The sequence below is a fragment of the Streptomyces yerevanensis genome (assembly GCF_000716805.1).
GTDB classification, from domain to species: Bacteria; Actinomycetota; Actinomycetes; order Streptomycetales; family Streptomycetaceae; genus Streptomyces; species Streptomyces flaveus.
The window spans coordinates 52,040-66,066 of the sequence record NZ_JNWJ01000065.1 but is presented as its reverse complement, the minus strand read 5'-3'; the positions used below and the strand labels follow the sequence as shown (position 1 = coordinate 66,066).

At 68.7% G+C, this 14,027-nt stretch carries 11 protein-coding genes and 2 tRNA genes; 4 read left to right on the top strand and 9 right to left on the bottom strand.

All coding sequences use genetic code 11. The features are described from left to right. Nucleotides 1-133 precede the first annotated feature (133 nt). Complete coding sequence (locus tag OP79_RS40865) at nucleotides 134-1,129, top strand: hypothetical protein (RefSeq protein ID WP_033328043.1); 996 nt, start codon at nucleotides 134-136, stop codon at nucleotides 1,127-1,129. 78 nt (nucleotides 1,130-1,207) lie between these two features. Here OP79_RS40865 and clpX read toward each other — a convergent pair whose 3' ends face one another. From clpX to OP79_RS40840, 5 genes are all read right to left on the bottom strand, one after another. Then, nucleotides 1,208-2,494, bottom strand: coding sequence for an ATP-dependent Clp protease ATP-binding subunit ClpX (clpX, locus tag OP79_RS40860; RefSeq protein ID WP_033328041.1), 1,287 nt, complete (start codon nucleotides 2,492-2,494; stop codon nucleotides 1,208-1,210). 171 nt (nucleotides 2,495-2,665) lie between these two features. Continuing rightward, nucleotides 2,666-3,346 (bottom strand): ATP-dependent Clp protease proteolytic subunit, encoded by a 681-nt coding sequence (locus tag OP79_RS40855; protein WP_033328039.1) that lies wholly within the window; start codon nucleotides 3,344-3,346, stop codon nucleotides 2,666-2,668. Between the two features lie 110 nt (nucleotides 3,347-3,456). Continuing rightward, a complete protein-coding gene (locus tag OP79_RS40850; RefSeq protein WP_033328036.1) occupies nucleotides 3,457-4,065 on the bottom strand; it encodes an ATP-dependent Clp protease proteolytic subunit in 609 nt (202 codons plus the stop codon). Nucleotides 4,066-4,506: 441 nt separating this feature from the next. Beyond that, nucleotides 4,507-5,940 (bottom strand): trigger factor, encoded by a 1,434-nt coding sequence (gene tig, locus OP79_RS40845; RefSeq protein WP_033328034.1) that lies wholly within the window; start codon nucleotides 5,938-5,940, stop codon nucleotides 4,507-4,509. Between the two features lie 245 nt (nucleotides 5,941-6,185). Then, nucleotides 6,186-6,262 (bottom strand) — tRNA-Pro (locus tag OP79_RS40840). A 153-nt stretch (nucleotides 6,263-6,415) separates the two neighbouring features. Between OP79_RS40840 and OP79_RS40835 the strand changes: the two genes are divergently transcribed. Further along, nucleotides 6,416-6,489 (top strand) — tRNA-Gly (locus OP79_RS40835). Nucleotides 6,490-6,828: 339 nt separating this feature from the next. Here OP79_RS40835 and OP79_RS40830 read toward each other — a convergent pair. Then, complete coding sequence (locus OP79_RS40830) at nucleotides 6,829-7,023, bottom strand: hypothetical protein (RefSeq protein WP_033328032.1); 195 nt, start codon at nucleotides 7,021-7,023, stop codon at nucleotides 6,829-6,831. Nucleotides 7,024-7,730: 707 nt separating this feature from the next. Between OP79_RS40830 and OP79_RS40825 the strand changes: the two genes are divergently transcribed. Next, nucleotides 7,731-8,831, top strand: a complete 1,101-nt coding sequence (locus tag OP79_RS40825) for an acyltransferase family protein (protein ID WP_425428675.1) — start codon at nucleotides 7,731-7,733, stop codon at nucleotides 8,829-8,831. 15 nt (nucleotides 8,832-8,846) lie between these two features. Here OP79_RS40825 and OP79_RS40820 read toward each other — a convergent pair whose 3' ends face one another. Genes OP79_RS40820 through OP79_RS40810 form a run of 3 tightly spaced genes read right to left on the bottom strand, consistent with a single transcriptional unit; the run spans nucleotide 8,847 to nucleotide 12,582 of the window. Next, entirely contained in the window at nucleotides 8,847-9,302 is a 456-nt protein-coding gene (locus OP79_RS40820) for an HD domain-containing protein (protein WP_033328029.1), read from the bottom strand. Next, the gene (locus OP79_RS40815) at nucleotides 9,299-11,752 is read right to left on the bottom strand and encodes an ABC transporter permease (RefSeq protein ID WP_033328027.1); all 2,454 of its coding nucleotides are present in this window, start codon (nucleotides 11,750-11,752) and stop codon (nucleotides 9,299-9,301) included. The genes OP79_RS40820 and OP79_RS40815 overlap by 4 nt, the downstream gene beginning before the upstream one ends. Beyond that, entirely contained in the window at nucleotides 11,752-12,582 is an 831-nt protein-coding gene (locus OP79_RS40810) for an ABC transporter ATP-binding protein (protein ID WP_033328025.1), read from the bottom strand. The genes OP79_RS40815 and OP79_RS40810 overlap by 1 nt, the downstream gene beginning before the upstream one ends. Nucleotides 12,583-12,808: 226 nt before the next feature. On the opposite strand from OP79_RS40810, the gene OP79_RS40805 reads away from it, so the two are divergent. Next, on the top strand, nucleotides 12,809-13,867 hold the full coding sequence (locus tag OP79_RS40805) for a cation:proton antiporter (RefSeq protein ID WP_245685623.1): 1,059 nt from the start codon (nucleotides 12,809-12,811) through the stop codon (nucleotides 13,865-13,867). The last annotated feature ends 160 nt before the right edge of the window (nucleotides 13,868-14,027 follow it).

The window sequence follows — 14,027 nt, the reverse complement described above, 5'->3', positions numbered from 1 at the left end:
GGTCAGTTTAGAGGTGTCACGGGCCCGTCCCGAAACTCGTTTGTTCGGTAACGGTGAGACCCCGGCGCTCCGCGCGGACGCTCCTTACGCCAGGATGTTCGAAACGCATAAGTATCTGGAGGGGAACCCAGAGATGAGCTACAACCAGCCGGGCCCGTACGGCGGGCAGCCCCAGCAGCCGGGACCGTACGGTCAACCGGGCGGTCAGCCAGGCCCGTACGGCCAGCCGCCGCAGGCCCCGCAGCCCGGCTACGGTCAGCAGCCGCAGCCCCCTCAGCCCGGCTACGGCTACCCGCAGCAGGCTCCTCCGCAGCAGCCGGGCTACGGGTATCCCCAGCAGACCCCTCCCGGGGCCCCGCCCCAGCAGCCCGGCTACGGCCAGCAACCTCCGTACGGCCAGCAGCCCCCGCCCTACGGCATGCCGCAGCCGCCCGCTCCCGGCGGCGGCAATAAGAAGACCGGGATCATCATCGGCGCCGTCGCGGTCGTGGCCGCGATCGCGGTGGGGGCGTACTTCGTGATCGGCGGGGGCGGCGGCTCGGACGTGGCGGACGACGGCCCGCACAAGCTGACCACGCCGGCGACGGTGCTCAGCGAGTACAAGAAGAGCGATGAGGCCGACTTCGGCGGCTTCACCAAGGACGACCTCAAGGAGGCGGAGAAGAGCGGCGTCAAGAACGCCAAGTCCGTCAACGCCGGGTACCAGGCCGGGGACCAGCAGAGCACTCCGCCCACCGGGAAGATGCTCAGCTTCATGGGCGTCTACGGGGAGGTGGAGGACCCGGAGGCGGTCATCGACGCCATGTTCGTGGAACTCAAGAAGACCGCCGCCGAGGACCCGGACAGCGGCGAGTTCGTCGGCAGCCCGAAGAGCTACGAGCCCAGCGGTCTGGACGGCGCGATCCTGAAGTGCCAGGAATCCAAGATCAAGAACGCCGAGGCCTCGACCGACCCGTCCTCCGGGCCCCCGGAGGTGAGCCTGCCGGTGTGTATCTGGGGCGACAACAGCACCCTCGGCGTCGTCATCCCCTTCGACACGGCCGATTTCCTGACCGGCCAGAGCGCCGACCTCCAGGACACTGCCGACCTCACGGCCAAGTTCCGCAAGGAAGTCCGCGTCAAGATCTGACGCCCGCAGCAACGCCGCATCAACGAGGAAGGGGCCCCGGTCAGTTGACCGGGGCCCCTTCTCTGCGCGTACGAACGCCTACGCCGTCTTCTGCTCCCCCGGACCCCGCCCGCGGGCGTCCCGCGGAATGAGCGTCGGGTTGACGTTCGACAGGACGACGTCCGCCGTGATGACGACGCGGCCTACGTCCTTGCGGGACGGGACCTCGTACATCACTGACTGCAGGACTTCTTCCATGATGGCGCGCAGACCCCGCGCGCCGGTCTGCCTCAAGATGGCCTGGTCGGCGATGGCTTCGAGGGCCTCGCGCTCGAAGTCCAGCTCCACGCCGTCGAGTTCGAAGAGGCGCTGGTACTGCTTCACGAGCGCGTTGCGCGGTTCGACGAGGATCTGGAGCAGGGCCTCGCGGTCGAGGTTGTGTACGGAGGTGATGACCGGGAGGCGGCCGATGAACTCGGGGATCATGCCGAACTTGACCAGGTCCTCGGGCATGACGTCCTCGAACTGGTCCTTCTCCTCCAGCTCACGCTTCGAGCGGATCGTCGCGCCGAAGCCGATGCCCTTCGCGCCCGCGCGGGACTCGATGAGCTTCTCCAGGCCGGCGAAGGCGCCACCCACGATGAACAGAACGTTCGTCGTGTCGATCTGGATGAACTCCTGGTGGGGGTGCTTGCGTCCACCCTGGGGCGGGACCGAGGCCGTCGTGCCTTCGAGGATCTTCAGCAGCGCCTGCTGGACACCCTCGCCGCTCACGTCCCGCGTGATCGACGGGTTCTCGCTCTTGCGGGCCACCTTGTCGATCTCGTCGATGTAGATGATCCCGGTCTCGGCCTTCTTGACGTCGTAGTCCGCCGCCTGGATCAGCTTCAGCAGGATGTTCTCGACGTCCTCGCCGACATACCCCGCCTCCGTCAGCGCCGTCGCGTCGGCGATGGCGAAGGGGACGTTCAGCATGCGCGCCAGGGTCTGGGCGAGCAGGGTCTTGCCGGAGCCCGTGGGGCCGAGGAGCAGGATGTTCGACTTCGCCAACTCGATGGCGTCGTCGCGGTTCTGCCCCGTGCTGTTCTCACCGGCCTGAACCCGCTTGTAGTGGTTGTACACCGCGACGGAGAGGGCCTTCTTCGCCGACTCCTGGCCGACGACGTACCCCTCGAGGAACTCGTAGATCTCGCGGGGCTTGGGGAGTTCCTCCCAGCGGACCTCGCTCGTTTCCGCCAGTTCTTCCTCGATGATCTCGTTGCAGAGATCGATGCACTCGTCGCAGATGTACACACCGGGGCCTGCGATGAGCTTCTTGACCTGCTTCTGGCTCTTGCCACAGAACGAGCACTTGAGCAGATCGCCGCCGTCACCGATGCGTGCCACGGTGTGCTTCCCCTTCGCCTGGGAGACGCCTAGGTCCAGCGGCTCCTGGTGCTGCCTTATGTCCGACGGTACCTTGCCGAGCCCCCCGTTCGGGCCCCCCTTGGCACGGTTCACTTTGACGCGTACGGCGCCAAACCGTGCCAAGGGGGCGGCTGACGATACAGCGCCGCGTCACGCGACCGCGGCGTTGTTCATCTTCCGGGTCGAGATGATCTGGTCGATCAGGCCGTACGAGAGTGCGTCCTCAGCGGTGAGGATCTTGTCGCGCTCGATGTCCTCGCGGATCTTCTCGATCGGCGTGGTGGAGTGCTTGGCCAGCAGTTCCTCCAGCTGGGCACGCATCCTGAGGATCTCGTTCGCCGCGATCTCCAGGTCGGAGACCTGGCCGCGGCCAGTCTCGCTGTAGGGCTGGTGGATCAGCACACGGGCGTTGGGCAGTGCCATGCGCTTGCCCGGTGTACCGGCGGCGAGCAGGATCGCGGCGGCGGAGGCCGCCTGGCCCATGCAGACCGTCTGGACGTCCGGCTTCACGAACTGCATCGTGTCGTAGATGGCCGTGAGCGCCGTGAAGGAGCCGCCGGGGCTGTTGATGTAGACCGAGATGTCACGGTCGGGGTCCATCGACTCCAGGCACAGCAGCTGCGCCATGACGTCGTTGGCGGAGGCGTCGTCGATCTGCACGCCGAGGAAGATCACGCGCTCCTCGAAGAGCTTCGCGTACGGGTCGTACTCGCGCACGCCCTGCGAGGTGCGCTCGACGAAGCGCGGGATGACGTAGCGGGACTCCGCGCGGGGGCCGGTGTACTCGGCCTCCGTGCGGGCGTAGAGGCCGCTGCCGGGGAAGTCGTTCACTGTGTCTCCTGGGAGCCTGAAAAGAGCTGAGGCGGTCGGCTGGGGGCTCGGAAGGCTTACGTCGGCTGCGCTCGGGGCCGCGGCTGGGCTGCCCGCGCGCGTATGCCGGACTAGGCCGCTCCGGTGCCTCCGCCGCCCGGCATACCGGCAGCGGTGGGCATGATGTCGTCGATCAGGCCGTATTCCTTGGCCTCGATCGGGTCGAACCAGCGGTCCCGGTCCGAGTCGCGGGTGACCTGGTCCACGGTCTGGCCGGTGTGGAAGGCGGTCAGCTCCGCCATCCGCTTCTTGGTGTGCAGCAGCCGCTCGGCGTGGATCTTGATGTCCGACGCGGAACCGGCGAGGCCGGCCGAGGGCTGGTGGATCAGGATCTCGGCATTCGGCAGGGCGAAGCGCTTGCCCGGGGTACCCGCGCTCAGCAGGAACTGGCCCATGGAGGCCGCCATGCCCATGGCGATGGTCACCACGTCGTTCTGGATGTACTGCATGGTGTCGTAGATCGCCATGCCGGCCGTGATCGATCCGCCGGGGCTGTTGATGTACAGGAAGATGTCCTTGTCCGGGTCGGCGGCAAGGAGCAGCAGCTGTGCGGTGATCTTGTTCGCAATGTCGTCGTCGACCGGCTGGCCGAGGAAGATGATCCGCTCACCGAGCAGCCGGTTGTAGACCTGGTCGCCGAGGCCACCACCGATGGAGGGCTCGCCGGCGGCTGTAGGCATCAGATTCGTCACGTATCCACCTGCTCGTCTTGTCGACGGCGCCGGGGCCGTCTCACGTGTTCTGCCGGGGCGGGGGGCCGTCCGGCGGTTTATCGGGACTCCCCTGCCCTCGTACTCATGGACCCTAACGCGCGGGTCCCTTCGGGGAATCCCGAGGAGGGAACTGTTCGCTGTGAGCGCATGCGCTCCGCTGGTTGCGCAGGGATTTTGGCGGGTCCGGCCCGTCAGGGGCGGACCCGCCAGGGGCGGACCCGCCAGGGGCGCGGGGCTGTGGCATATGCGGCTCCGCCGCGTGGGCGCGCTCAGCCCTCACAAACCCGCAGACGCGTCTGCCACGGGCTGTGCATCGGCGGGTGCGGCTTGTGGTGGGTTGCTCGCGCCCGCGCGGCGGAGCCGCATATTGATACAGCCCCGCCGTACAGCTGCTGAAGCGCCGCAGGCTTACGCCTCGGGCTTCTCCTCGGTGGCCGCCTCAGCCGCCTCAGCGGAGGCCTCCGCCGGGGTCTCCTCGGAGGAGGCATCGGTGACCTCGGCCTGGACGGTCTCAGCCGCCTCGTCCTCGTCCTCGTCGTCCAGGTCCACGATCTCGCCGTTCGTGTCCTTGACCGTGGCCGCCTCGACGACGACCGCGAGGGCCTTGCCGCGGGCGACCTCGCCGACCAGCATCGGAACCTGGCCGCCCTCGACGACCGCCTGGGCGAACTGGTCGGGGGACATGCCGGAGGAAGCCGCGCGACGCATGAGGTGCTCGGTGAGCTCCTCCTGGTTGACGTTCAGCTTCTCCTTGTTGACCAGCTCGTCGAGGACGAACTGGGTCTTGATGCCCTTGACCGCGGCCTCGCGCGTCTCGGTGTCGAACTCCTCGGCCGTCTTGCCCTGGATCTCCAGGTACTGCGGCAGGTCCAGGCCCATCTGACCGAGCTGGTGGTGCTCGAGGTTGTGCTTACGGGTGTTGATCTCGTCCTCGAGGAGCTTCTCGGGGACGGGCACCTCGACCAGCTCCAGCAGCTTCTCCAGGACGCGCTCCTGGGCCTGCGTGGCCTGGTCGTACTGCTTCATGTTCTCGAGGCGCTTACGGCTGTCCGCCCGCAGCTCCTCCAGGGTGTCGAACTCGGAGGCGAGCTGCGCGAAGTCGTCGTCCAGCTCGGGAAGCTCACGCGCGGCGACCTGGGTGACCTTGACGGAGACCTCGGCCTCCTTGCCGGCCGCCGAGCCGCCCTTGAGCTCGGAGGTGAAGGTGGCCTCGCCACCGGCCTCCAGGCCCTTCACGGCGTCGTCGATGCCCTCCAGCAGCTCACCGGAGCCGATGGTGTAGGAGACGCCGTTCGCGACGCCGTCCTCCAGGACCTCGCCGTCGACCTTGGCCTCCAGGTCGATCGTCACGACGTCGCCGTCCTCGGCGGCGCGCTCGACCGGCGTGGTGGACGCGAAGCGCTCACGCAGTTCCTCGACGGCCTTGTCGACGTCCTCCTCGCTGACCTCGACGGCGTCGACCTCGACCTCGATGCCGGAGTAGTCCGGGATCTCGATGGCCGGGCGGATGTCGACCTCGGCGGTGAAGTTCAGCGTCTCGCCGTCCTTCAGCTCCGTGATGTCGACCTCGGGCTGGCCGAGCACGTTCAGCTCGGCGTTGTTGACCGCGTCGGTGTAGAACTTCGGAAGCGCGTCGTTGACCGCCTCCTCCAGAACCGCACCGCGGCCGAACCGCTGGTCGATGACGCGCGCCGGAATCTTGCCCTTCCGGAACCCCTTCACCGTGACCTGCTGGTTGATCTTCTTGTACGCCGCGTCGAGGCTGTCCTTGAGCTCCTCGAAGGGCACCTCGACAGTGAGCCGAACCCGGGTCGGGTTCAGGGTCTCCACGGCGCTCTTCACGGTTCGGTCTCCTTGATGGCTGACTTCTTGGGGTTCTGCTGTCGACCTCTGCCGGATGCGGCGGGTGCCTCAGCGGATTCGCGGCCCTTGCGAGACGTAACAGTGCAGACATACGGGCACGCAGTTTGCATAGTAGCCGCAGGCGGTACACGCCCCAAAAGGCGAGCTTCCGATGCCGCGGGTCCCGGGCCCCCGGTCGGCTTCCGGACCGGGGTCCCTATGGGTGGCCACCGGGGCTCTGCTGGTGGTCGGGGTGGCGGGATTTGAACCCACGGCCTTCCGCTCCCAAAGCGGACGCGCTACCAAGCTGCGCCACACCCCGTCGGTGCGACACGTAGGGTACATGCCCGCGGACGCCACGGCTCCCGCATTTCGCGGGCGCCTGAGGGGGCGCGGAACGGGATGTGCGGCGAAGGGGTGCCACCCGCTACGATGCTCCCGTGCCGCGCGTCCACTGACCTGCGGTGCATCCTGTGCGGGCGTAGCTCAATGGTAGAGCCCTAGTCTTCCAAACTAGCTACGCGGGTTCGATTCCCGTCGCCCGCTCCATACGCCTCAGGGCCAGGTCGGAGGATCGATCCTCCGACCTGGCCCTGAGGCGTTTCCGGGTACTGCCGGCAGTCGGAGTCGTCAGTCCCTGAGGAACGTGATCAGTCCGCCGAGGAGGTGGGCCGGGCGTCCAGGGGGACGAGGCGGCCCTGCGGAGGCGAGCGTCGGGGCGATCTCGTGCCGGACGTACGAGGAGAACGGGTGCCGTGCGGCAGCACCACGGGCTGGCCGTCAGCGGGGCCGAAGCGGTCCAGGCGGATGGCTCCGATCGCGCCGGGCCGGCTCTCGCGGAGCTGTCAGGTGTTCGTCACGTCGTGGGGCTGCACTCGCCGGCCCCGCTCAGAACTGGATCTCGTTGATCGTCTCCGCTATCGAGTTGAGGAACCGCTGGATGTCGTCGGCCATGCCCGTCGAGGCGAGGAAGAAGCCGAACAGCACGGCGACGACCGCCGGACCCGCCTTGATCGTTCCTCCCCGGATCAACACCACGAGGACGATCCCCAACAGCAGCACGACTGACAGCGAAATGGCCACAACTGATCACACCCTACGGTCGGTCCGCTCTCCCGGCCCGAGGGCGCCACCCCGCACACCCCCGCAGAACCATCGTGCCACCAACAGGCCCAGCCTATGCGGAAGGTGGGTCATCATCGGCCATCGTTCTCGCCGGACCTGCACAATCCGTACCCGCGCGGCGCTCGTCGGCGGCCATGAACGGCGGGGCTGCGTACGGCAATTCGAGGAACCCCCCGCACGCCTAATTCAGGAGGGTCATTGCCGTGCCCCACATCTTGTTCGCAGCTAATTCGAATTGTTGCCGCAGGCACAGCGATAGGTCGGCGAGGGGGTCAACAAACGCCGATCAACGGACATTTCACCAGAGTCACCCGCGAACGTTATGCACTATTTAGTCGGGATTAAGTGGTACGTAACAGACGTACGTAGTACATCAGTCGACCTCTGCATCGCCAAGTCGATGTCGTATCCCACTTCTTCAAATCCACCGCACTCACCGGGATAAGCGAGGGTTAAGCAGGAATGACGCGGAGGGTTTTACGAAATCGCATCGGCGACGCTAGGGTGCCTCAGATGTTCAACGCTGCCTCGTCCCCCGCACGCGCAGTGAGGTCCCGGATCGTCTCCCCCAGTTCCTGGTGGGAGGGTCTGTGACGAACTCGCTCCGCCCACACGGCCAACAGAGGGCTCCGCTCCCGCCGACGGAGGAGTCGTCGGTGTCCGGAATGCCGAGCCCTCGAACCCGCGACACCCCGCAGGCGAACACCGCTCCCGCCGCGTCTCAGGCCAGGCCGGCCAAGCAACGCGACGCGTTCTTCGACAACGCCAAGTACCTGGCCATCGTGCTCGTCGCGATGGGCCACACCTGGGAACCGCTGACCGACCACAGCCGCACCGCCGAAGCGCTCTACATGGTCGTCTACGCCTTCCACATGCCGGCGTTCATCCTCATCTCCGGCTACTTCTCGCGCAGTTTCGACATGCGTGCCGACCGGCTCCAGCGGCTGGTGACGGGCATCGCCGTGCCGTACATCCTCTTCGAAGCCGCGTACTCCGTCTTCAAGAAGGTGGCGGACGACGATCCGGGCCATCCGGTCAGCCTGCTCGACCCCTGGTACCTCACGTGGTTCCTGATCGCGCTGTTCGTGTGGCGGCTGACGACGCCGATGTGGAAGGTCGTGCGCTGGCCGGTGCCGCTCGCGCTCGCCATCGCGGTGCTCGCCTCCGTCTCGCCCGACATCGGTGACGACCTGGATCTGCAACGTGTGCTGCAGTTCCTGCCGTTCTTTGTCATCGGCCTGTTCATGAAGCCCGAGCACTTCCAGCTGATGCGGCGCCGTGAGGTCCGGATCCTGTCGGTGCCGGTGTTCGCGGCGGCGCTGGTCGTGGCGTACTGGGCGGCTCCGCGTATGACGTCGGCGTGGTTCTACCACCGGGACAGCGCGCAGGAGTTGGGCACGCCGTGGTGGGCCGGCGTCGTGATGACGCTCGCGCTGTTCGGCTGCTCGATGGTCCTCACGGCCTGCTTCTTCTCCTGGGTGCCGCGTCGCAAGATGTGGTTCACGGTGCTCGGGGCGGGGACGCTGTACGGCTATCTGCTGCACGGTTTCCTGGTCAAGGGCGGCCGTTTCTGGGGCTGGTTCGACTACACGTGGCTGCATGAGCCGCTCGGCGAGATCTTCGTCACCCTGGTCGCCGCCACCGTGGTCACCCTGCTGTGCACGCCGCCCGTCCAGCGCATGTTCCGCTTCGCGATGGAGCCGAAGATGGAGTGGGCGTTCAAGCGGGACGCGGCGGAGCTGGCTCGAGAGCGGGCCAAGTCCTAGGCCGAGGCCCAAGTCCTAGGCCAAGCCCAGGAGTTCGCGCATCCTCGCGTACTTCTGGGCCAGTCGCGTCCGCGTGGACTCGTCCAGGGCCGCCAGCCTGGCCGGATTCGCGTTGTGGGCCAGGTCGGATTCCTTGACCAGGAGGGCCCCCGGCGTCGCCAGGATGCGTTCGGCGTACGACTCCGGGGGCTCGCCGGGGCGCCTGGTGAGGGCCAGGACGATGTCCTTCGTGCGCCGGGTCAGTGCGGCCTTGCGCAGGAGCCAGTCCTCCGAGACGGCGTCGTCCTCGACGGCGTCGTGGAGCCAGGCGGCGGCGATCTGTTCGTCGTCGCCGCCCCGGGCACGTACCCCTTCAGCCACCGCCTGGAGATGCTCGGCGTACGGTCGGCCCGCCTTGTCGGTCTGGGCCGCGTGTGCGTTGCGGGCGATGGCTTCGACTTCGGTGAGGGTCAGCAGCGCTTTTTCGGTCATGCGTCGAGTGTGCCCCGCAACGCCGATCTGGCCGGTACCGACGCCGCCGCCACACCGATCACGAGCACGGCCGCGGCGAGCGAGCCGTACAACAGCGGGGGTATGTAGGGCGCCTGCCCCGTCAGCCCCTTCATCATCGGGATGAGCGTGGCGAGCGCGATGCCCGTGCCGAGGACAAGGCCCGCGAGCGCGACGAGCAGGGCCTCCCAGTGGATCATGTTCAGCACCTGGCGGCGGGTGGAGCCGATGAGCCGCAGGGTGCCCAGTTCGCGCCGTCGGTCCAGAACCGTCATCACCAGCGTGTTGACGGCGGCGACGGCCGCGAAGCCGCCGAGGACCGCAGCCATGACGGTGTTGGCCCAGGCGTTCAGCTCGCGGTCGAGGGACTGGGCGGCGGTGTAGCCACCGCGGTCCGCGACCGTGCCGAACTTCGCCAGGCCGGTGGCGCTGCCGCCCTTCGTCCAGAGTTCGGTGGCGAAGGCGGAGCTGACGTGGCGCGCCAAGTCCGCATGGCTGAGGGTCACTTGGGACAGACCCATACCGCGGCCGTACGTCGCCACGACCGTCGGCCTCGCCTTCGTACCGTCGGGCAGGCGCAGTTCGACGCGCTCGCCGACGCCGACACCGGCGTCACGGGCCAGCAAGGCGTCCATCGCGACCTCGCCCCGCTCCAGCGACAGCGCACCCTTCTCGATCTCCAGGTCTTGTACGCGGGCCAGGTCCCGCGCCGAACCCGTGACGCCCTGGGCGGAAGCCTCCTGAAGGTATCCGCCCGCCGGGAGGAGGACCCCGGTCTTCAACAACCCGACGGCGGCGGTGACTTCGGGGCTGCGGGCGGCCTGACGTACGGCATCGGGTGCCAGCCCCGTCTCCGACGTCACGATGTGGTCGGCCACGGTGCCGGCCCGCTGCTGCTCCCGCGTGACCCGCTCCTCACTGGTGTGCATGAAGACGAGTACGGAGGAGAAGGCCATCGCCAGGACGATCGGGGTGATCGCGGAGGCCAGACGGCGGGCGTTCGTACGGGAGTTGGCGGCCGCCAGGGAGGCGGAGGCGCCCGCGCGGCGCAGCGGCAGCCCGAACAGGGCGGCGCAGGCGCGCGCGACCAGGGGGCCGAGCAGCGCCACGGCCAGCATGAACAGCATCACGATGCCCAGCGCCGCGTTGGCCGCGTCCTCGCCGGTCGTCGAGGCGGAGACACCCGCGCAGACGAAACCGCCGATGGCCGCCGCGATCCCCAGCGGCGTACGGATCCAGCCGAAGCGCAGCCGCTCCACGGACGCCTCGGTGAGTGCCTGCCCCGGCTTGGTCCGTGCCGGGCGACGGGCCGCCATGTACCCGGCGACCAGTGCGGTGCCGAGCACGGCGCCGACGGCTGTGAGCAGCGGGATGTACGACACCGACAGCTCCACCGGCTCCGGAATCGCCCCCTTGTCCTTGAGCTGCCCGAACCACCAACGGGCCAGGCCGATGCCCGGCAGACAGCCGACGAGGCCGGCGAGCGGAGCGACCAGCAGGTTCTCGGTGGCGATGGACCGGCGGATCTGGCGCGGGGCCGTACCGATCGCGCGCAGCAGCGCGAACTCGCGGGCCCGCTGGGCGATGGACAGCGCCACCGTCCCCGCCGCCGTGAACACGGCCACCATCGTCGCGACCCCGCCGAACGACGCGCCGAGCCCGATGAGAAGCTCCTTGGCCTCGGCGAGCGAGGAGTCCTCGACCGAGCCGCGGCCGTCGCCGGCGTGCACCTCGGCCCGGTCCCCGAGAGCGCGCGCGACCTGGTTCTTGAGTGCCTCGGCCGTCACCCCGTCCTTCGGCAGGACGGCGATCGCATCGATACGCCCGGGATGGCCGGAGATACGTACGGCCTGGGAGTCGGCGAACCAGACAGTCCCCTCTGCATCACCCTGCTCCCCTGGCTTCGCGATGCCGGAGACGCGGAAGGTGCGAGGGCCGTCGGCGGTGGTGAGGCTGACGCGCTCGCCGACCGTGCCCTTCCCGAGGACCACCTCACCGTCTACCGGCGCCCGCCCCGCCGCCAGCCGCTCGCCGGTGAACGCGGTGGAACCCCAGCCATGGGCGGTGAGCCGCGCGCCGTCGCCCGCCCGCACGGGGAAGGTCACGTCCGCGACGGCCTGGCTCGCACCGGACACCGAACCGGCCTTCGCCACCAGGGAGTTGTCCAGCCAGGCCCGGTCCGGGACCGGTACGGCGTCGTCCTCGCGACTGTCGCCGTGGCCTGTGACGCGGTGGGCGCGCTGGTCTGCGGCGGCGACCACGGGGGCGTCTTCGTAACGGACGGGCGGGACGGAGGCACGCAGGCCGGTCTCCAGGAGGATGCCGCAGGCCGACACGATGAGCGCGGCCATCGCCAGCGCGACGAACGTTCCCACGAAGGCGGCGGGCTTGAAGCGGACGGCGGCGCGGGCCAGGCCGTTGGGTACGAACATCAGGCGGCCGCTCGTACGGTCACGGGAGCCGTCAAAGCGGCCATCCGGGCAGCGATCTGCTCCGCCGGGGCGCGCTCCAGGCGGTCGACGATCGAACCGTCGGCGAGGAACAGGACGCGGTCGGCCCAGGCGGCGGCCGTCGGGTCGTGGGTGACCATGACGACGGTCGCCCCCAGACCGTCGACGGCCTGACGGAGCAGCCCCAGGACCTCACCGGCAGTGCGCGTGTCGAGCGCGCCGGTCGGCTCGTCCGCGAAGACCACGTCGGGCCGGGTGACCAGGGCACGGGCGATCGCAACTCGCTGCTGTTGCCCACCGGAGAGCTGACCCGGACGACGCCGCCCCAGCCCGTCGAGGCCGACCTGAGCGAGGACCCCGGCCGCTCGGCGCCGGTCGGGCCGGTGACCTGCGAGACGCATCGGCAGCACGACATTCTGCTCCACGGTCAGGGACGGCAGCAGGTTGAACGCCTGGAAGACGAAGCCCAGGCGTTCCCGGCGCAGCGCCGTCAGCTTGTTCTCGCTCATCCCGGTGATCTCCGTGCCGCCGAGCCGCACCGTCCCGCCGCTCGGCCTGTCGAGCCCCGCCGCACATTGCAGAAACGTGGACTTACCGGACCCGGAAGGACCCATCACGGCGGTGAAGCTGCCACGCGCGAGGGCCAGGTCGATCCCACGCAGGGCATGCACGGCGGACCCACCACGGCCGTACTGCCGCCGTACGCTCCGTAGTTCGACGGCCCAGTCGCCGTCCGGCCTCAGGCCGCTCCGTACGTTCTGCGGGGCGTCGTCCCCGGCCCCGTCGTCGTACCGCCTCTTCCGCAGGCCCATGGCCGGGTCCGTCCTTCCGTCGCACCGATCCCTACCGATGCTTCGACGCTACGGATCCGGGGCCTGCCCCGACCATGAGGCCGACCGGCGACTTGAGGGTGGGGAGAACCCCACCAGGCCCCGCCGACAAGTCGTTTGGTAATCTAATTATTGACGCTTCCTTGACCGACCCTTGACCTTTCCGAGGAGGAACAGGCCCATCGGACACGCAGACATCCTCATCGCCATGGGTGGCGCCTTTCTCGCCGCGGCGGTTCTCGCCCGCGTCGGCGCCCGTATCGGACTCCCCACCATTCCGCTCTTCATCCTGGCCGGGATCCTGCTCGGCCCGCACACGCCCGGCATCGTGATCGTCTCGGACCCGCACGACATGGAGATGCTCTCCGCGCTGGGTCTGGTGCTGCTGCTCTTCTACCTCGGCCTCGAGTTCCACATGGACGACCTCAAGGCGGGTGGCCGTCGGATGGCTCTCGCCGGAGGCATGTATCTGGCGTTGAACGTCGGTGCGGGCCTGGGGTTCGGGTTCGCCCTCGGCTGGGGCACCGCCGAGGCGCTGGTCCTCGCCGGAGTGCTCGGCATCTCGTCGTCCGCGATCGTGACCAAGGTGCTGGTCGACACGGGGCGGCTCGGGAACCCCGAGACCCGGCCGATCCTCGGCATCATCGTCGTCGAGGACATTTTCCTCGCGCTCTACCTCGCGGCGCTGCAGCCGGTTCTGTCCGGCGCCTCCTCGCTCGGGGCGGCGGTCCTCGACGGCGGCAAGGCCTTCGCCTTCCTGCTGCTGCTCGCGCTGGCGGCCCGTTTCGGTACGAGGGTCGTGGGGCGGCTCGTTGCCACCAAGGACGACGAGTTGCTGGTCATCTCCTTCCTCGGGGCCGCCGTCTTCGTGGCCGGGGTGTCGGAGTGGTTCGGAGTGGCGGACGCCATCGGGGCCTTCATGGTCGGGCTGATGCTCGGCAGTACGGCTTCGGGTACGCGTATACGCACGCTGGTGCACCCTCTGCGGGACGCCTTCGGCGCGATCTTCTTCTTCGCCTTCGGCCTCTCCATCGATCCGGGCGACCTTCCCACGGTGCTGTGGCCCGTCCTCGCCGCGGTTTCGCTGACGCTGGTCATGAACGTGCTCGCGGGGTTGGGGGCGGCTCGGGTGTACGGCTTCGGAGCCGGGCCCGCCGCCAACATCTCCACCACACTGCTCGCTCGCGGCGAGTTCGCCCTCATCCTCGCCACGATGGCGGCGTGGCTGGTCGCTCCCCCACTCTCGGCTGCTCCCCCAGTGCCTTAAGGGCCTGGGGGGACCCCCAGAGCGGGGGGACCCCCATCGCGGCGGAGCCGCACATCGATACAGCCCCGCGCCCCTGAAAAGCCTGCGGCTGCCCGCGCCCCCAGAAAAGTCCGCGCCCTGAGCAAGTCCGCGCCCCGAAGACCCCGGCGGCCCGAACAAG

What these genes read in the sequence shown, in the direction of transcription:
- OP79_RS40805 (WP_245685623.1), top strand. Translation starts at nt 12,809, where the DNA reads ATGGGTGGCGCCTTTCTCGCCGCGGCGGTTCTCGCCCGCGTCGGCGCC.
- OP79_RS40810 (WP_033328025.1), bottom strand. Translation starts at nt 12,582, where the DNA reads ATGGGCCTGCGGAAGAGGCGGTACGACGACGGGGCCGGGGACGACGCC.
- OP79_RS40820 (WP_033328029.1), bottom strand. Translation starts at nt 9,302, where the DNA reads ATGACCGAAAAAGCGCTGCTGACCCTCACCGAAGTCGAAGCCATCGCC.
- OP79_RS40850 (WP_033328036.1), bottom strand. Translation starts at nt 4,065, where the DNA reads ATGCCTACAGCCGCCGGCGAGCCCTCCATCGGTGGTGGCCTCGGCGAC.
- OP79_RS40815 (WP_033328027.1), bottom strand. Translation starts at nt 11,752, where the DNA reads ATGTTCGTACCCAACGGCCTGGCCCGCGCCGCCGTCCGCTTCAAGCCC.
- OP79_RS40825 (WP_425428675.1), top strand. Translation starts at nt 7,731, where the DNA reads ATGCCGAGCCCTCGAACCCGCGACACCCCGCAGGCGAACACCGCTCCC.
- OP79_RS40865 (WP_033328043.1), top strand. Translation starts at nt 134, where the DNA reads ATGAGCTACAACCAGCCGGGCCCGTACGGCGGGCAGCCCCAGCAGCCG.